This is a genomic window from Fischerella sp. PCC 9605 (assembly GCF_000517105.1).
Lineage (GTDB): Bacteria > Cyanobacteriota > Cyanobacteriia > Cyanobacteriales > Nostocaceae > PCC9605.
The window spans coordinates 513,695-533,025 of record NZ_KI912151.1; the positions used below are offsets into that span (position 1 = coordinate 513,695).

The window sequence follows — 19,331 nt, forward strand, 5'->3', positions numbered from 1 at the left end:
GAATCACTACATTGCCCAGTTACCGCGTCTCAACATGAATACTCATTTTGGGTTCATTAATCTACCCGTTTTAACTGGGCAACTTGAGGATCGATAATTTTTTTACCCAGGCTATCAAATTTGATCGCCAAAGAAATTTTTCTACCTGAACCAAAAATATGCGTCACTTCACCTTCACCAAAAGTTTTGTGAAGAACACGATCGCCAACTTGCCAATTTTCCTCAGTGCCTTGCTTGCTACGGGTTCCCCGCTGCGGTATACTGCCACTCGCAGTTTTCATATAAGCCATCCTACTCGGACGGTGAGTAGCTAATAATTCTTCGGGTAACTCGTCGAGAAACTGCGATCGCATTGCAGGTTCCCGATTACCATAAAGACGGCGTTCGCGAGCATGTGATATAAATAACCTTTCTTGAGCGCGAGTAATACCGACGTAACACAAGCGGCGTTCTTCTTCCAAGGCAGATGGATCGTTCATGGAACGGTAATTGGGAAATAGTCCCTGTTCTAACCCCACCATGAACACCACAGGGAACTCCAACCCTTTGGAAGCGTGCAGAGTCATTAGCGAAACTGCTGTTTCTCCTTCTTTGAGATTATCCAAATCAGAACTGAGAGCAGTACTGGCAAGAAAGTTTTGCAGAGAAACTTCTTCGTTTTCTTCTTGAAATTGCAGTACAGCGTTGTACAATTCCTGGACGTTTTGCAACCGATCCTCGGCTTCATCTGTTCCCTGGCTGAGTAAGTCTTGTACGTAACCAGAGTCGTCCAGTACTCCTTGCACAATTTCGGAGGCTGGGAGCGTTGCTACTTGTTCTTGCCAGCGGCTAATCATAGCAGCGAAGTTATTTACAGACTTAGCAGAACGTCCAGCCAATGTATTAACTGATGTTTCGTCACTCAGTATTTCCCACAGAGTTGTGCCCAATTCTTGAGCAGCGCCAACTAAGTTATCGATGGTGGCTTTACCGATACCGCGCCGGGGAGTGTTAATCACTCGCAAGAGACTGAGTGTATCTGCTGGGTTGGCGATCGCTCTTAAGTAAGCGAGTACATCTTTAATTTCTTTGCGATCGTAAAACTTTAAGCCTCCCACAACTGTGTAAGGAATTCCCAAGCGTACTAAAATATCTTCAAATGGGCGAGATTGAGCATTAGTACGATAAAGTATAGCAAAACTTCCCCAATTCAACTCGGGATTTTGCCTTTCTAAGCTGCTAATTTGATTGATGACAAAATCAGCTTCCACAGTTTCATCATCTGCTTTGTAAAAATAAATCTGTTCGCCTGCACCCCTTGTGGCTTTGAGAATTTTATCTATCCTTTGAGTATTATTTTCAATTAGTTGGTTTGCGGCTTGCAGGATATTTTCACAAGAGCGATAATTTTCCTCTAACTTCACCATTGTTCGGGTATCTTCATCCGGCAAACCGTCGCCGAAGTCTTGCTGAAAGTCAAGCAAGATAGTGAAGTCAGCCATTCTAAATGAATATATCGACTGATCGGCATCACCGACAACAAAAACTGAGCGATCGCGCCAATCCCAATTACTTTTTTTGGTTTCACCATGCGTCACTAACAGGCTAATTAGATCATATTGAGTCCGGTTAGTGTCTTGATATTCGTCTACTAATATATGGCGAAACTTCCGATGCCAATAACCCAATACCTGCTCATTTTGCTGAAATAATTTTACCGGGATAAGAATCAAATCATCAAAATCGAGGGCGTTATTTTCTGCCAGTCTATCTTGATAGTAACTGTAAACTTCTGCAATTACTCGTCCACGATAGTTTGGTTGTTCTCTTTCATAATCTTTAGGTGATAAGCCTTTATTTTTCGCGTTACTGATGGCGTAGCGCACAGAACGCGGTTCAAATTTTTTATCATCTAGATTTAGCTGTTTCGTGACGATTTCTTTAACAAGACTTTGAGCGTCTGAGTCGTCAAAGATAGAAAAATTACGATTCCAACGGCGTCCTTTTTCGTCTTGGAATTTTTCGATATCAAAGCGGAGAATGCGAGCAAATAAACTGTGGAAAGTACCGCACCACAAATCCTTAATGTAAGTGCGCCAGACTCGTGACTTCAGCTGGACTTGATCGTATTCTGGCAACAAATCAAAACGCTCACCAAATTCTGCGATCGCCAATTGTTCGGCAAATAACTTTTGAATACGTTCTTTCATCTCCCGTGCGGCTTTATTAGTGAAAGTAACCGCTAGGATATTTTCAGGATCGACACGATGTTGCAAAATCAGGTTAGCGATGCGATAAGTTAGCGCTCGTGTTTTGCCGGAACCTGCACCAGCAACAACTAGCAAGGGGCCACAGAAATGTTCAACGGCGCGGCGTTGACTGGGGTTGAGGTGACTGAGAAAGTCAATAGTTGTTGTCATGGACTCAAGGGATACGTAAGACTAAAACACAAGCCGCAGGTATTGCTTGGCGTTTGGGAATTAACAATAGCTATTGCTTAGGCTATACTATCCTACCGAAACTCGATCAACTTAATTCAGCCTGCAAAGTAAACCAGCATAAAGAATCTTGCAATAGGGTATGTTGCCGCCACGAGAAAAGTAAATTACTACTATTTTGACAAAAAGTCTTCCTTAAAATAGATGTACTATCTACTATTAGTACAGTAAATATGCCCTATTTACCGGAGGTCATACGGTGGAATTGTTTGGGAATTTTTTTTCTGGTGGAAATTTTATTCCTCATGGGCATTGTTATCTATGGAAGCCAGAGTTGGTATGGCTGCATATATTAACAGATTCGCTCATCGCTCTTTCTTACTACTCAATTCCGCTGACACTGATTTATTTTGTCCGCAACAGGCAAGATGTGCCATTTAAGAGTATTTTTCTCTTATTCGGAGCCTTTATTGTCTCTTGCGGCACAACTCACATTATGGAAGTATGGACGCTTTGGCATCCTGATTATTGGTTATCAGGTAGCATCAAAGCTCTCACAGCTTTAGTTTCTTTTTATACTGCTCTGGTGCTGATACCTTTAGTTCCGCAAGCACTTGCACTTCCCAGCCCTGCACAACTGGAAGCGGCGAATCAAGCCCTACAAGATGAAATTAAAGAACGCAAGCTTGTAGAACATGAGTTGCGCGAGTACAAAGAACGTTTGGAAGAACTGGTAGAACAGCGCACTAGTGAACTCGCAAAAACGAATGAACAACTTCAACAGGAAATTATTCAGCGTCAGCATTCTCAAGAAAAAATGGCACAGTTACTGAGAGAATTAGAAAGTGCAAATCAAGAATTAAACGATTTTGCCTATGTAGTTTCTCATGATTTAAAAGCGCCATTAAGAGGAATTAGCTCATTATCAGAGTGGTTATTAGCTGATTATGCTAATAAATTAGATGATGCGGGTAAAGAGTTAATTAATCTGCTAATTACTAGAGTTAATAAACTACATAATTTAATAGAAGCAATTTTACAATACTCTCGAATAGGACGTATTAAAGAAGAGAGAAGACAAGTAAATTTAAACAATGTGGTTACAGAAGTAATTGAGCTTCTGCAACCGATTGAAAATATTCAAATAGAAATAGCAAATGAATTACCTGTGGTTTAGTGGTTTATTTTGAGAAAACTCGAATAGAACAAGTTTTTCAAAATTTATTGAGTAATGCCATCAAATTTATGGATAAGCCGCAAGGTAAAATTACAATTGCTTGCACAGAAACTAATGGTTATTGGCAAGTGAGTGTTACTGACAACGGGCCGGGTATTGAAAAACGACATTTTGATAGAATATTTCAAATCTTCCAAAAACTATCTGATAAAAAATATTTAGATAGTACTGGTATTGGTTTAGCTTTAGTAAAGAAGATTGTAGAGATGTATGGAGGTAAAGTTTGGGTGGAATCAGAGCTAGGCTTGGGCACTACATTCTTTTTTACATTGAAAAAATAAATTTAAATGTTGTTTGTTAACGGTTGATTCTTCCAACCAACAACTAACAATCAATATATTATAATAGACTTTGATTAAAATTTCCATTAAACAAAATTTGCTGTAACAACAACTATTACTGGAATCCAAATATTATCAACTTCTTTCGGGCTAAATCCTTCAACAAACGTAGCGATAACAGCAAGCAGAAAAATTCGGCTGATATTCAGTTCACTTGGTAAGATTAACCAGACAAAAAAGATGCTGGCAGCCAAAGCGAAAAGGAACATTGAAAAACTTCCTTCCACTGTTTTATCGCTGAATATTTTGTATTTCCACCTACCGTATCGAGAACCGATAATTGGTGCAAAACCATCACCCCAACCAAGACTTGCCATTGCGACAATTCCTGCAAAGTTTTTATACAACAACGTACCGCAAATAGTTGCCACAATCACGAAATAAAGCGGGCCTTTGAGGAGTTCGCGTCTGTCGCCCGTACGAGTCATAGTTTTCACAGCCTCGTCATCTGGACTAGCAAAAAACCCTTTTTGGATGAGAAGAATTAACCACACTAAAAAAATCGTGACATTTAAATACTTCGACCAATGTAAATCGCTATAAAGTGGCAAAAATGCAATGATTGAACCAGCGCCAATATGTGTAATTTTGCGGCTAATATCCTGGGCTAATCCCAAGCGAGTGACGCAGAAATTCATCAGCGCTACCAATCCGAATACATAAATAAAAGTCAGCACCGTTGCAATTAAGTTTCCTACTAACGGGTTGACACCTAAGGTAATGGATAACATACTCAGCTGTGACGATTCAAATACGGCATTTAAATCATTTTCTCAAGAAGCGTAGCCGTACTCAAGTATCTTCTCCCTTACGGAAGAACTGCTGCAAAATCTCACTTGGTTTACGATCCCAAGTGTCGATATGCTCGTATATCAAACCATCTTGGTTAAGTTTGTATGTTGAGTAACCATTGAAAAATACGTGCGCTTTCCAAGGAACGCGTAACACACCACGTACAGTCCATGTTGCTAAAATAATGTTTTCCGCTGACTGATATACGTCATGTAAATCAAAGTAAATTTGCGTAAAAAATAAGCGGGCGTGAAAACGTAAAGTCCAAAAAATAATTCGATAATTTGTTTTACCTTTGAATTTATTAACCGGATCTCGAAAATATATATCTTGGGTATAAATATCGTAGGAAATATCTTTTTCAAATAGTGTTGGTAAATCTTGTTTGAGAGTCTCAATTACTAGTTCCACTTGCGATCGCTCATCCACGCCGATTTACCCCTAAATAAAGATTTCTCAAAAAACCCAGCCAGCGTTGCCAAATTGAAGAAGAGGCTGTTTGAGTTGCACTCACCTGGTTCAGATCCGCTAGAGAAGGAAAGGTAGCCACTTGAGCATAAAGACCTGTTTGCAATACCCTTGCTAAAAGGTTATTGTCTTCTCGCAAACCTTCGTAGAAGAAAAACACTTCCCCAGAAATGCCACAAGCACGATTGTACTCAATTGCCTGCAACAAATCTTCTGGAGCGATCCGATAGGAACCGATTTTCATCAAAATTCCTGGTGCTAATTTTGGTACTATCCCACGGAATAACTGCTCGTTTAATATCTTGTTCAGTTCACTTTTGTAGTTAAGAAAATTACGGCGGTAAATTTGTGGATGGAACATATCTACTAAACCTCGTTTCAACCAAGTTCGGGAATCTTGTAGATATTCTTGGTATCCCCAGTCTGGTAGATTAGGAGCCATTGATACCATTAAATTGGGATTTACAGCTTTGACCGATTGGTAAAGACGAGCAAGAAATTCTGTAAGAATATCCGCACGCCATTGTAGCCATTGGGGATTTTTGGGATTTTGGGGAGGATTTTCACCAAACTGTTGGCGGTAGCGTTCCACAGTTCCTTGATCATAACCGCCTTCGCTAGGTAATGCAGGTAGACGGTCGTCACCTTGGATACCGGCAATTTCGTAATTTTGCACAACTTCTAGTATTAAATTCAGCATGAAGTTCTGCACTTCGGGGTCGAGGGAATTCAACCACTCAAACCCGTTTTTCTCCAGCAGATTACCGTTGCGATCGCGCGCAGCCCATTGGGGTTTTTTCGCTAACAGTAACCCACCATTCCTCTTGTAGGAACTGGCGAATCCGTATTCAAACCAAGGGATGACCTTAAGACCGACTCGATGTGCTTCAGCAACAATTTCCCCTAAAGGATCGCGCCCAACAAATAAAGGATCAATTTCAAAACCAAACGTCTGCTGCATTACTTGACTGGGATAAAGTGTCGCCCCCCTACCCCAGATAACGGGAAAGACAACATTAAATCCTGTTTCGGACAGGAAGTCCATCGCTTCAGCAATGGCTTGTTGAGAATAGAGAACCTGACTATCAGTAGTGGTAAGCCAAACGCCCCGCGTTTCAATAATTGTCATGTTTTCTGACAGAATTTTTTTAATTAGTTGCAAACTGACGATATCGCGCCTGCACTACCATATAAATGCCATAGGCAATCAAACCTAATGCTACAATACCTAAAAGCCAAGGCCCGTAAGGTTGTTGGGCTAAAGTCTGCAATGCCTCACCTAAACCTCCTGCTTGACTAGCATCATACTGAGTTGCAGCTTGAATTAAAAACCAGCCAATAATGCAGAATACAACACCCCGTGCTGCCACGCCAAATCTGCAAATTCCCATTACCCAGTTGCGTTCTGCGTTGCTCAATTCATTTAAATTGAGTTCTCTACGAATTTTTCTACTAAAGGCTTGATAAAACTGATAAAAACCCAAACCAATTATAAATGCTCCTCCTGCTCCAACTAACCATTGACCAAAGGGTTGAGAAAGCAAACGTGCCGTCCAATCTTGGGTGGAATTACTATTACTATTTCCACCTGTACCAAGAGCAAGTTTGATAGCGGTAAAAGCTAAACCAGCGTAGATCAAACCATTAATTGCATAACCAAATCGCTGTGCCAATCCTTTGGCATCTGTACCTTTATTGTCTGGGTCTTTTATAGCCTCTACAAAACGCCAAATCACATATCCAATCAAGCCTATTGCTACTAAAACTAGCAACAACTGACCAAATTGCTGCTTCACAATTTCTTGGAGAGCCCCTTGAGGATCTGTAGTTTTACCACCGCTTCCCACTGCTGCTTGTAATGCCAGTAGTCCGACAATAGCGTAAACTACTCCTTTGGATATATAACCAAATCGAGCTAGTCGATCAATCCATGATGAAGGCTGATGTATTAGTTGCTGTGCCATAGTCTTTGAATACAATCATAGCTATGCTTTTAGCAAGATTTCTCAACCAATTACATCCACCTTGAAGGAGAATTTGATATTTTTTTAATTAATTTTAGAAAACGCAGAGGAGATAAAGCAAATATCAATTTACAAGTGTTTGGAAATTTCATAGTATTCATCTAATCTCAAAATATTAATATATACTTGATTGAAAAGTAATGTATATTAATATTGAATATAGATAGATTCAAAAAATATGAAATTTATAAATTATAATTATCAACTGAATAAATCTACCTATAAATTTCACCACGACTAATTTTAAATTGTTAGTGACTTAGAGTTCATATTTTGCAGGAGGCATGTAAATTATGTCAGTACTAGAAGCTAATTGGAAGCATGAATATATCAATACCAACGGTGTAAAACTGCATTACGTCACTCAAGGAGAAGGGCCATTGATGTTGATGCTGCATGGTTTTCCTGAGTTTTGGTATTCGTGGCGGCATCAAATTCCTGAATTTTCTCAAAATTTTAAAGTTATCGCTGTGGATTTGCGTGGATATAACGACAGCGAAAAACCAAAAGAGCAATCGGCTTATGTGATGGATGAATTTATTAAGGATATTGAGGGCTTAATTAGGGGATTAGGGTATGAACAGTGCATTTTGGTTGGACATGACTGGGGAGGTGCGATCGCCTGGTGTTTTGCTTACGCCCATCCAGAAATGGTAGAGAAATTAATTATACTCAACATTCCTCACCCAGCTAAATTTAGTGAAGGTTTACGCACTCCTGGGCAACTGCTCAGAAGTTCTTATATGTTTTTATTTCAACTGCCTTGGGTACCGGAATTACTAATTCAATCGTTTGATTATCAAACAATTGAAAATGCTTTCAAGGGTATGGCAGTTAACAAAAGTGCTTTCACTCAAGCAGATATAGATGCTTATAAAGATGCCGCAGCTAAACGCGGTGCGCTGACAGCAATGTTGAACTATTACCGCAATATTTTTCAGCAGAAAATGCTCAATCAAAGTTGGAGCGTTTTAGAAGTACCGACATTGATGATTTGGGGAGAGAAAGATACCGCACTGGGAAAAGAACTCACCTATGGCACAGAAGCCTACGTGAGAAACTTGCAAATCAGATATATACCCAACTGTAGCCATTGGGTGCAGCAGGAACGCCCCGAATTAGTGAATCAGTATATGCGGGAGTTTCTGGGACTTTAAATTTATGTCTGTTGCTCCTTGGCGAAGTGCGATCGCCCGTGCTCTCCATCGCAACCGCAGTCTTATTTATGCTCGTTACCTGCAATTGGCAACAGTACGAGCAAATGGTCGCCCCGCTAATCGTACTGTGGTTTTTCGCAGCTTCTTAGAAGATACCAACCAGCTAAAATTTATCACCGATACTCGCAGCGAAAAAGCCGACCAAATCCAACAACAACCTTGGGCAGAAGTTTGTTGGTACTTCCCCAACACGCGCGAACAATTCCGCATTAGTGGCTGCTTAACTCTAGTAAACAGCGATAATTCTCACCCAGTCCTCCAACAAGCCCGCAACAACACCTGGCAAGAACTTAGCGATGCAGCGCGTTTACAGTTTGCTTGGCCTTATCCTGGTAAACCAAGAGTTGAGGAGCAAACGGCTTTTGCGCCACCACAGCCAGATCCCATACAACCACTACCAAATTTTTGTTTACTGCTGCTCGATCCAATACAGGTAGACCACTTAGAATTGCGTGGTGAACCACAAAACCGGTGGCTCTATTGCTACGATCGCCAAGAAGGTTGGTCTAGCCAAGCAATTAATCCTTAAATATTAGTCAAGAGTCAAGAGTCCATAGTCCATAGTCCATTAACTTTTGACTATTGACTGTTGACCATTGACTAAATTCCAGCACCATCGAGAAACTGTTGAATAGCCTTATCTCTGATATTGCAACAGGGTGCATCTTCTGGCGTGTCGCCTTCGTCTTTGGCAACCAATTTATTTACTAGAACAAGAGTTTTTGTATCAGAATCTTTTTGCTGTAAGGTTTGTACCTGTTGTTCTAGCAGTTCAATACGGTCAACCAAAGCGCGGATTACTTCTGCTTCGGAATCTGGTAAATTGTTGTGTTCTAGTGGTGCAACCCGCACTCCAGAACGATAGATGATGCGACCGGGTATGCCTACCACAGTGCAATTAGAAGGTACATCCCTTAAAACCACTGAACCAGCGCCGATGCGGACATTATTACCGATTTGGATATTGCCCAGCACTTTTGCTCCTGCGCCGACAACGACATTTTCACCCAAAGTTGGATGTCGTTTACCACTTTCTTTACCAGTACCACCAAGGGTGACACCTTGATAAATCAGGGCATAGTCTCCCACGATCGCTGTTTCGCCAATCACTACTCCCATACCGTGGTCAATAAATACACCCCTACCAATCGCAGCACCAGGGTGAATTTCAATTCCGGTGAGAAACCTGGCAATATGGGAAATCAAGCGAGGGATAAAGGGAATACCAACATGATGCAGCCAATGAGCCAGCCGATGAAACAACAGAGCTTGCAAACCGGGGTAGCAAAACAATACTTCCAACCAGTTACGGGCAGCTGGGTCACGCTCAAATATAATGCGAAAATCAGCAGTGAGTGTAGATAGCACGCTTAATTTACCCTCGTTGTGCCAAACAAGCTACACTCTATCTTAACGTTTAAGGTGGTATCTATAAAATTGTTAGTTGTTTGTTGTTAGTTGATTGTTGTTTGGTGTTTGTTCCAACCAACCACTAACCACCAACCACCAACAAATACTATCTCTCTTGTACTGAAAGCGTATAATCTCGCTTGACTCCAGAATTGAAGGTTGCTACCCAAATCTTGTAGGTTCCTGCTTTCCAGTCTTTGTCTTCGATGCTGGCGTCTTTACTGTCACCAGTGTCATCACCACAACGAATGGTTGATTTGTCTGGGCCTTGGATGAGTAAAGTTGTGTCGTAGCCTTTACTGTTAACTTGTATTTTTAAATGGGGAAAGTTTTTTTTCAAAATTAGGATGTGATCTGGAGTAGGATCGGCAAAGCCAATGCAGGCATTTTTGTTGCGATCGCGATTACTAATAGCTGATAGGGAATAAGAACCGCCAGTATATCCTGCTACTGTTCCTTGAGTTGCTTCAAAGTCTGGTGAAAGAGTGATTTTGCCAAAATTAGTTGCTGTATCTGCTACTACAGGTACAGGGACAATAGCTGCAAGTAAAGCAAGAGTCAAACTACCTCTGTAAAGAAGCTGGGAGCAACATTTGTTCACAGTAGCCCTGCAACGAAAAAATTATAGTTATATTATATACAGAGAATAACAGAAATTACTGACAATAATTATATGCGCTGTGCCACATTGAAATGTGCCACAACGAAGAGGGGGCTTGTCATTACCAATATTCAAAAGGGAACGAGGAACGAGGAACAGTGGACCCACACTAAAAAATGTGGGCTTTAAACCCACAACTGAAGTTTTTCGCGCTTTGCCTGTTTGTTGTCTGTAATGGTAGTAACTAATGCCTCCGCTTAACTGTCTTGTTTTTATTAACTGAGTCAAAAATTCTGCTTAACTGGCTTATCTGCCATTGAACAAGGCAAAAATTGATGAAATGCTGATAATAAAAACCTGTCTACATTCAGGTAGTGCATAGGAGATCGATATCCGCGAGAAACCATCAAGCACCTATTGGCACAACAGCGTTCCGGTGTAATTATCAATGTTTCTAGCGTTCACGAAATTATTCCTTGCCCGATGTATCTCAGCTACTCCATCAGCAAAGAAGGAATGGGAAATTTAACCAAAACTCTAGCGTTGGAGTATGCCAATCGGGAGATTTACGTGAATGCGATCGCGCCCAGAGCCACAAGCTGATACTAAGTTGCATTCAAAAATAGTTCTTCCCTCACCCCGCCTATCGGCACCTCTCTCCCAATTTGGGAGAGGGGAGAGGGAGAGGGCACGAATTGCTATATCTGAACGCAACTTGGTATGAACAGCCGATTTAGAAAAGAAAGCGATCGTTGAAAGCCACATCCCGATGGAGCAAGCAGGAACTCCTGACGAGATGGCGGCTGCGGTTGCTTTTCTGGTGTCAGATGAAGCCGCCTACATCACTGGACAAACGTTGTTTATTGACGGTGGACTCACCCTCTATGCCTATGCCAACTTTACCAGAAGCATGGTCAGCATAGGTGCATTGATCAAGCGGCTCATCTGACGCAGGATGGCTAATTGCCACAAGCTAAAGGCATTAATCCCGTTGGAGAAACTGTTATGAAAACTGAAACGATTGATGAAGTCAGACAAAACTTAGGTTGGTTTATTGCGCTGGGCATTTTGATGATTGTGCTGGGCATAGCCGCGATCGTCGAACCGTTCTTTGCGACAATTGCTGTTGCGCGTGTCTTCTCCTGGGTTTTTCTGTTTGCGGGTATCATCCGAATCATTCATGCTGTTCAATCGCGTCGACAACGGGGTTTCTGGCCAAAGCTACTAATCGGAATTCTCTACGTTATTACCGGGATTCTGTTGCTGGGCAACGTCTTTGCGGCTGTGCTCACTCTCACCTTAGCCTGTGGAGGGGTCATTTTGGCTCAGGGGATTCTTGAAGTGATTGCGGCATTCAAAGTGCGTCCAGAACCAAACTGGGGCTGGATGTTGTTCAGCGGCATCATCGCAATTATTTTGGGGATTTTGATTTTGTATCGGTGGCCCTTCAATGCAATTTGGTTGTTGGGCATGTTCACAGCAGTTAGTTTTGTATTTACGGGCACTTGGATGATCATGCTTCCCTGGGCGATTCGTAACCATCTATCGAGAATCTGATGCAATATAGACCAGATAGAATCTGAAAATCAAATATTTAGGTGATTGGGAGACATGTATGACCGCAGAAAAGCAGCGGCTTGAAGAAAACCGTACTGGCAAAGTCGATTGGTACAAATGGGGACCGTATCTGAGTGAACGCCAGTGGGGCACTGTGCGTGAAGATTACAGTTCTGATGGGAATGCCTGGGATTATTTCCCGCACGACCACGCGCGATCGCGGGCGTATCGCTGGGGCGAAGATGGATTGGGTGGTATCACTGACAACCATAACTTGCTCTGCTTTGCACTGGCGCTATGGAATGGCAAAGACCCCATCCTCAAAGAGCGGTTATTTGGGTTGACTAATGGCGAAGGCAACCACGGCGAAGATGTAAAAGAGTACTACTTCTACATCGATAGCACGCCCACCCATTCGTACATGAAGTACCTCTACAAATATCCCCAGGCAGAGTTTCCTTACAATGATTTGGTTAGCACCAATCGCAGTCGCAGTCGTTATGAACTGGAATACGAACTTTTAGATACGGGCATCTTTGACGACGATCGCTACTTTGACGTCTTTGTGGAATACGCCAAAGCTGATGCCGAAGATATTTTGATTAAAATCAGCATTGCTAACCGGGGGCCTGAAGCGGCTACCATTCATGTGCTACCGACCTTGTGGTTCCGTAACACTTGGTCTTGGGAAAACGGTGGAACCAAGCCTGTATTAACTAAGCATGAGGAAACAAGTAACAGTGTGGTGCATGCCCACATTACAGATACCCTGCTGAATCAATACATCAGCGATTACTACTTCTACTGCGATGGCGTCGTTCCGCTGCTGTTTACGGAGAATGAAACGAACAATCAGCGGCTGTTTGGCACGCCCAATGCCAACCACTATGCAAAAGACGGCATCAACAATTACATTGTGCATGGGCAGCAGGAGGCCGTTAATCCCAGCAATGTTGGCACAAAAGTTTCATCCCATTACGAAATTAATGTTGGGGCAAACCAGACGCAGGTCATTCGATTGCGCCTCTCAAAAAATGCTCCTACTCAGGTCAGTGAGCCATTTGGCAGCGACTTCGAGCAAACGTTTGTGACTCGTCAAAAGGAAGCGGATGAGTTTTATGAAACTGTGATTCCACCATCGGTTTTGGCGGATAGCGATCGCACCAACGTTATGCGGCAAGCACTGGCTGGGATGATGTGGACGAAACAATACTTTTACTACGACCTGAATCAATGGCTGAGAAAGCACAACGTTACCCCTTGGACGCTTGCTGCCAACAGGAGATACGTGCGGAACAGCGATTGGTTTCACATGTACAACGATGATATTGTTTCCATGCCGGACAAGTGGGAATATCCCTGGTACGCTGCCTGGGATCTGGCATTCCACGTGATTCCTATTAGTTTAATCGATCCGGACTTTGCCAAAAATCAACTGATGCTGATGCTGCAAGAAGATTACTTGCACCCCAACGGTCAAATTCCTGCCTATGAATGGAACTTTGGCGATGTGAATCCGCCGGTGCATGCCTTTGCCACGTGGGAAATTTACACCCGCGATCGCGAACGGAACAACGGCGTGGGAGATATCGAATTCCTCAAATACGCCTTTTCCAAATTGCTGATCAACTTTACTTGGTGGGTCAACCGCAAAGATGAAGGCGGCAACAATTTGTTTCAAGGTGGATTTTTGGGACTGGACAACATAGGAGTATTTGATCGCAGTTCACCGTTACCCACAGGTGGCTATCTCGACCAAGCAGACGGCACTGCCTGGATGGTGTTTTTCAGTCAGCGGATGTTTCAGATTGCGATTGAGCTGGCACTCCACGATCCACTCTACGAAGACTTTGCGATCAAGTTTTTTGAGCATACCATGTGGATTGCTGGAGCTATGGATCGGATTGGTGAATACCAAGACGAACTTTGGGATGAAGAAGACGGCTTCTTCTACGATGTGCTGCGCTTTCCTGACGGCAACTCCACCCGCTTAAAAGTGCGATCGTTGGTGGGTTTATTATCGCTGATGGCAGTTTCTGTTTTCCCGCGTGAAGCCTTTGACAAGCTGCCGCGCTTTAAAGCAGAGGCACAAAAGTTCATTATGCAGCACCCCGAACTGACTCAAAATGTTCATCTCCCCAATCAGTTTGGCGAACGGGGGCGGCTGATGCTGTCTATCTTGAACAAAGACAAACTGCGCCGCGTTCTCTCCATAATGCTGGATGAATCCGAGTTCCTAAGTGATTACGGAATTCGCTCTCTCTCTCGCTATCACTTAGAGCATCCCTACTGCTTCTATCACGCCGGACAGGAGTACAAAGTGGGATACGTTCCGGGTGACTCCACCTCAGGTATGTTCGGCGGCAATTCCAACTGGCGCGGCCCCATCTGGATGCCTGTCAATCTCTTGCTGTTGCGATCGCTGCTTCAACTTTATGCCTACTACGGCGATTCCTTTACCGTTGAATATCCTACAGGATCTGGCAAGTACCTATCGCTGTTTGATGTCACCCAGCAAATTAGCGAACGGATTGTGAGCATTTTCCTCAAGGATAAATCCGGTCGCCGTCCAGTCTATGGCGGTACTGAGAAGTTCCAGACAGACCCCCACTGGCGCGATCTGATTCTGTTCTACGAATATTTCCACGGAGATAACGGGGCGGGAGTTGGTGCCAGCCACCAAACTGGATGGACTGGCTGCGTTGCCCGACTAATTCAGGGTTTGGGCTACTTTACCAAGAAAACCGTGTTGGATACTGTAACGCCCGGGGAACTGACAAAATACTGAGTTTAAGTAGTTTGCTTGCATAGGTCAACAGCGGGGCAGAGGATTCGAGCAAAGATCCTAGCCAATCAGAGGGTTTTTGCCCTATGCTCTGCTCAGGTTCAACAAAATTGTCGTTGGGCAAAATTTGCTGGAGCTTTTTCTTGGCTCGCCCCAGCAGCGTGAATAGTTGAGTCACCAAATCAAGTCAAAAGTTAAAAGTCAAAAAAAGAAGAGTAATATGACGTTTTTTTAAGATTTTTAGCTTTTGGCATTTTGGACTTGATTTAAGTGGAGTGTCTAGGGATGCATTGACTCATCCCACCCGGATCTACATCTGGGTGACAGCTAAAAAGAAGCAAAGCGACGCGGTTTTAAAGAGTCGCTCCGCATCCTTTTAGAATCCCCGTACCTTCAGGTCGGGGAGCAGTCAATTATGAATACTACGATTGAAGGTTCCGAACCATGCCAACACCTACCTATCCCGTGTTATATCAAGTCAACACCCGTGTCTGGATACAATTGCTGTCTAAACAATTGAACCGTCCCGCAACTCTGGATGATATTTCCGATGCAGCCCTGGATGAAATCGCCAGTTTGGGATTTGACTGGGTTTATTTCCTGGGGGTTTGGCAGATGGGGGATGCGGGGCGAACTGTTTCTCTGTCCAACCCAGAGTGGCTAGAGGAATATCGGCAACTGTTGAGTGACTTCAGTGAAGACGATGTGTGTGGCTCCTGTTTCGCCATTAAGGATTACGTTGTCAGCGATCGCATGGGTGGCAACGCAGCCATAGAGCGACTGCGCGATCGCCTCCACCAGCGCGGACTCAAACTGATGTTGGATTTCGTTCCCAATCACATGGCTCCCGATCATGGCTGGGTGCAGACTCACCCCGATTTTTTTGTCCAGGGAACCGAAGCGTTGCTGGCACAACAACCTCAAAACTATTGCCGAGTGTCTTTGCCCACTGGTGAAGTCATCTTTGCCTACGGACGCGACCCCTACTTTGCAGGTTGGCCTGATACGCTCCAACTCAACTATGGCAACCCCTCACTGCAAGCGGCAATGCTAGGCGAATTGTTGACCATTGCTCAGTTATGTGATGGCGTGCGATGCGATATGGCGATGCTGATTCTACCAGAGATCTTCCAGCGCACCTGGGGCATTGCAGCAGAACCCTTCTGGCAAACCGCCATCCCCAAAGTGCGGCAGCATCATGCCGGCTTCGTCTTCATGGCAGAAGTTTATTGGGATTTGGAATGGACGCTGCAACAACAAGGTTTCGACTACACCTACGACAAACGCCTCTACGATCGCCTGCGCGAACAACATGCCCAACCCGTGCGCGAACACTTTTGGGCAGACCTAGACTATCAGAACAACTCTGCTCGATTTCTGGAAAATCACGACGAACCTCGCGCTGCTGCTACCTTTCCACTAGAAGTGCATCGCGCTGCCGCCATCCTCACCTTTTTCAGTCCGGGTCTACGCTTCCTGCACCAGGGGCAGCTAGACGGCTTCAAACATAAGATTTCGGTGCATCTCCAACGCGGGCCCAGCGAACCCATTGACGAAGAACTGTACACCTTCTACCGCAAACTGCTAGCCTGTCTGCAGTTGCCAGTTTTGCGAGAAGGCACCTGGCGACTACTCAACTGCACCCCCGCCTGGGATGGTAACTGGACATGGAATGACTTCATCAGCTTTACCTGGGAAGATCCCAGACGACAAAGGTTACTAGCGATCGTGAACTACGCACCCCATCAGAGCCAGTGTTACGTCACTCTGCCTGACGACGATTTAACGGGCAAACTATATCACCTCAAGGATTTGATGAGTTCCATTGTTTATGAGCGCTCTGGCGACAGTCTGGTTTCAGGTCTCTATTTCGACATGCCAGCATGGGGCTACCATGTGTTTGATCTACAGCCATAGCCAGGTAACGGGGCTATGCTCAGATGCCATTGCCATTCATCGCCATATCGCTGCTTTGTTGCTGGACTTTGGGCAAATAACCTGATAAGTGTATTGCAAAACGACCCCTGGAGAATTTGGTAGCAACCTCATGAGCCAATCAGTTAAAAATTTACTTGCTGCTCGTGCTCGCCTAGGTGAGTGCCCGGTGTGGGATGCCGATCGCCAACAGCTTTTTTGGGTCGATATTTACAATCACCGAGTCCACCAGTTTGACCCTGCCACTGGACGCGATCGCTATTTCGATACAGGCGATCTGGTCAGCGCAATTGCCTTGGCAGGCAGTGATCGATTACTTATTGCACTACGCGATCGCCTTGCCTTTCTCAATACACAAACAGGCGAAATTGTCTCCCTTTACCAAATTGAGTTTCCCCATCCCGACACCCGCTGCAACGATGGCAAATGTGATTCCCAAGGGCGCTTTTGGATTGGCTCCATCAGCGAAGCACCAGGGCAGGCGGCGCTTTATCGTTATGACCCTGACGGTTCCCTGCACGTTATGGAAACAGAGCTAACGATCTCGAATGGGTTAGGTTGGAGTCCCGATGGGTCAACGTTTTATTTAACCGACTCCGCCCCACACAAAATCTATGCCTATGACTATGAAGCGGCCACGGGAACCATTAGCAATCGCCGCATCCTGGTTGATCTTAGTAAAGAAGCTGTAGAACCGGATGGACTGGCGATCGACGAGCAGGGAAACCTCTGGTCTGCACTCTGGGATGGGTGGTGCATTGCCTGCTTTAACCCAGCAGGACAGGAAATCTTGCGAATCAAAATGCCGATCCAGCGCCCAACCAGCCTTACCTTCGGGGGTAGCCATCTGACTGACCTTTATATCACCTCTGCATCAGTCGGGTTGAGCCAGACTGAAATTCAACAGGGGTTCTACGCCGGAGATTTATTTTACCTCTCAACCAACTTCTCCGGAATGCCTACTCGGCAGTTTTTGAGTTCGCCAGGAGTGCAGTGATGGCAGCAGAGGTAGCGGTACGCTGGAGAAATTTAAGTGTTAGAGAATCAAACAGAACTTTTCTGTCTACTGAATCTAGCTTAATTGTCTTATCTGCCGTTGCAACTACTTGTATAGGTATGAAAAAATCAAAAATTAGGTAGTGTAGTGCTGTTCTACTTTGGCGATAGCGCAGAACGTAGTAGCCCCAATATAATTAGCGATCGCTTGTAGGCATCAAAGAGCCTACATAGTTACACAATTTTTACTCAACAACTGAAACCCGAAGTAATGTATAGACTTTTGAGTCTATCTAAGTGTATTTGCTGAGGTAAGTTCAGATTATAAATTCTCATGTTCAAATTCTAACTTGAGTAGGTTTTTGAACAGCGATCGCCATGCAGGGGATTTATTAACCCATTCTCCAGGAACGCCAACACAGCAGTTTTAGGGTTTGCTTTCTTAAATTTGAGTATCTGGCTGAAGCGAACCCAATGATTGAGAGCAGTACAAAATCGGCAAGATTAGTTCAATCGATACACCCCGAAGCGTGACAGATAACTTTGATTGTGACGTTACTGTTAACGCTAACTCATTGAATTTCTGACATTAGTTCTGGTATGACCTGCTGTTTTTGGCTTCTGGATTGTCCTGTTTCAAACTAAGGAGCAAACCAACATGGAAAAAATGGTTGTAGTCGTTTTCGATAACGAAAGCAAAGCTTACAGCGGTTTGAACGAACTTAAAAAGCTGCATCAGCAAGCGGACTTACTCCTCTATGCGATCGCAGTCATTGCTAAGAGCACAGACGGTAAAGTTGATGTGCGCCAAGTCGATGGAGGCCCCCTTGGGACGCTGTTTGGTACAGTATTGGGCGGTATGGTGGGTATACTTGCAGGCCCGGTTGGAATGGCTGTGGGAATGGCTAGCGGCTCTCTCGGTGGGGCAGTAAGCGATATGTACCAGATGGGTATTGACCTTGAGTTTCTCGATGATGTGGGGAGAGTGCTAACTCCAGGAAAAGCAGCAGTGGTGGCATCCGTTGACGAATACTGGACAACTCCTCTCGACACATCAATGGAACCGCTTGGAGGAATAGTGTTCCGCAAACTCCGCACTGAAGTCATTGATGACCAACTTGATCGCGAAATCCAACAGACTCAAGCAGAACTGCAAGCATTGGAGGAAGAATTCAATACGGCTACGGCTGAGCAAAAAGCTCAACTCCAAGCCAAAATTGATGCCACTCGCAGCAAACTTCAGTCCAAAGTTGATGCAGCAAACAAGTGGATGGAAGATACTAACCAGCAAGCCAGAGCCAAAGTCATGGCACTGGAAGAGCAGGCAAAAACAGCTAGTGATAGAAGAAAAGCTCAGATCGACAAGCGGATTACGGAGATTCAGTCTGATGTGGCACAGCGACAGGAGAAGCTCAAACAAGCAGCCGGCTTAGCTCGTGAAGCCTTGACGGTCTAGTTGGATTTTGTTTCCTATCGCTCACTTGTACTAACAATCATTCTGTTCAAACTATCTACCTGACTCGCGTGGATTTCGACAGTTCGCACCTTTCA

14 protein-coding genes and 3 pseudogenes are annotated in these 19,331 nt (G+C 44.2%); 10 read left to right on the top strand and 7 right to left on the bottom strand.

Annotated elements, in window-relative coordinates; translation table 11 throughout:
- Positions 1–56: 56 nt before the first annotated feature.
- Entirely contained in the window at positions 57–2,399 is a 2,343-nt protein-coding gene (gene pcrA, locus FIS9605_RS0127305; RefSeq protein WP_026735417.1) for a DNA helicase PcrA, read from the bottom strand.
- A 316-nt stretch (positions 2,400–2,715) separates the two neighbouring features.
- Here pcrA and FIS9605_RS38380 point away from each other — a divergent pair.
- Positions 2,716–3,935 (top strand): annotated as a pseudogene (locus FIS9605_RS38380) (sensor histidine kinase).
- Positions 3,936–4,021: 86 nt separating this feature from the next.
- On the opposite strand, the gene FIS9605_RS0127315 reads toward FIS9605_RS38380, so the two are convergent.
- The 4 genes from FIS9605_RS0127315 to FIS9605_RS0127330 form a co-directional block, all read right to left on the bottom strand.
- Positions 4,022–4,726, bottom strand: coding sequence for a diacylglycerol/polyprenol kinase family protein (locus FIS9605_RS0127315; protein ID WP_026735418.1), 705 nt, complete (start codon positions 4,724–4,726; stop codon positions 4,022–4,024).
- A 61-nt stretch (positions 4,727–4,787) separates the two neighbouring features.
- Positions 4,788–5,216, bottom strand: a complete 429-nt coding sequence (locus FIS9605_RS0127320) for a DUF2358 domain-containing protein (protein ID WP_026735419.1) — start codon at positions 5,214–5,216, stop codon at positions 4,788–4,790.
- Complete coding sequence (locus FIS9605_RS0127325) at positions 5,209–6,384, bottom strand: glycoside hydrolase family 10 protein (RefSeq protein WP_026735420.1); 1,176 nt, start codon at positions 6,382–6,384, stop codon at positions 5,209–5,211. The genes FIS9605_RS0127320 and FIS9605_RS0127325 overlap by 8 nt, the downstream gene beginning before the upstream one ends.
- A 19-nt stretch (positions 6,385–6,403) precedes the next feature.
- Entirely contained in the window at positions 6,404–7,219 is an 816-nt protein-coding gene (locus tag FIS9605_RS0127330; RefSeq protein WP_026735421.1) for a DUF1206 domain-containing protein, read from the bottom strand.
- Positions 7,220–7,572: 353 nt separating this feature from the next.
- On the opposite strand from FIS9605_RS0127330, the gene FIS9605_RS0127335 reads away from it, so the two are divergent.
- Both FIS9605_RS0127335 and FIS9605_RS0127340 read left to right on the top strand, forming a co-directional pair.
- Entirely contained in the window at positions 7,573–8,436 is an 864-nt protein-coding gene (locus FIS9605_RS0127335; RefSeq protein ID WP_026735422.1) for an alpha/beta fold hydrolase, read from the top strand.
- 4 nt (positions 8,437–8,440) lie between these two features.
- Entirely contained in the window at positions 8,441–9,025 is a 585-nt protein-coding gene (locus tag FIS9605_RS0127340) for an Npun_F5749 family FMN-dependent PPOX-type flavoprotein (RefSeq protein WP_026735423.1), read from the top strand.
- A 71-nt stretch (positions 9,026–9,096) separates the two neighbouring features.
- Here the strand turns inward: FIS9605_RS0127340 and cysE are convergent, their stop codons facing one another.
- Positions 9,097–9,864, bottom strand: a complete 768-nt coding sequence (gene cysE / locus FIS9605_RS0127345) for a serine O-acetyltransferase (protein WP_026735424.1) — start codon at positions 9,862–9,864, stop codon at positions 9,097–9,099.
- A gap of 148 nt (positions 9,865–10,012) precedes the next feature.
- Positions 10,013–10,507: a hypothetical protein gene (locus FIS9605_RS0127350; protein WP_026735425.1), complete on the bottom strand. Its 495-nt coding sequence runs from the start codon at positions 10,505–10,507 to the stop codon at positions 10,013–10,015.
- A gap of 396 nt (positions 10,508–10,903) precedes the next feature.
- On the opposite strand from FIS9605_RS0127350, the pseudogene FIS9605_RS0127355 reads away from it, so the two are divergent.
- The 7 genes and pseudogenes from FIS9605_RS0127355 to FIS9605_RS0127390 all read left to right on the top strand — a co-directional run.
- A pseudogene (locus FIS9605_RS0127355) lies at positions 10,904–11,104 on the top strand (SDR family NAD(P)-dependent oxidoreductase); the annotation flags it as partial.
- 133 nt (positions 11,105–11,237) lie between these two features.
- Positions 11,238–11,430 (top strand): annotated as a pseudogene (locus FIS9605_RS0127360) (SDR family oxidoreductase); the annotation flags it as partial.
- A gap of 82 nt (positions 11,431–11,512) precedes the next feature.
- Positions 11,513–12,064 (top strand): HdeD family acid-resistance protein, encoded by a 552-nt coding sequence (locus FIS9605_RS0127365; protein WP_026735428.1) that lies wholly within the window; start codon positions 11,513–11,515, stop codon positions 12,062–12,064.
- Between the two features lie 58 nt (positions 12,065–12,122).
- Positions 12,123–14,852, top strand: a complete 2,730-nt coding sequence (locus FIS9605_RS0127370) for an MGH1-like glycoside hydrolase domain-containing protein (protein ID WP_026735429.1) — start codon at positions 12,123–12,125, stop codon at positions 14,850–14,852.
- Positions 14,853–15,293: 441 nt separating this feature from the next.
- Positions 15,294–16,766: an alpha-amylase family glycosyl hydrolase gene (locus FIS9605_RS0127375; protein WP_026735430.1), complete on the top strand. Its 1,473-nt coding sequence runs from the start codon at positions 15,294–15,296 to the stop codon at positions 16,764–16,766.
- A gap of 130 nt (positions 16,767–16,896) precedes the next feature.
- Entirely contained in the window at positions 16,897–17,781 is an 885-nt protein-coding gene (locus FIS9605_RS0127380) for an SMP-30/gluconolactonase/LRE family protein (protein WP_026735431.1), read from the top strand.
- Between the two features lie 657 nt (positions 17,782–18,438).
- On the top strand, positions 18,439–19,236 hold the full coding sequence (locus FIS9605_RS0127390) for a DUF1269 domain-containing protein (RefSeq protein ID WP_026735432.1): 798 nt from the start codon (positions 18,439–18,441) through the stop codon (positions 19,234–19,236).
- The last annotated feature ends 95 nt before the right edge of the window (positions 19,237–19,331 follow it).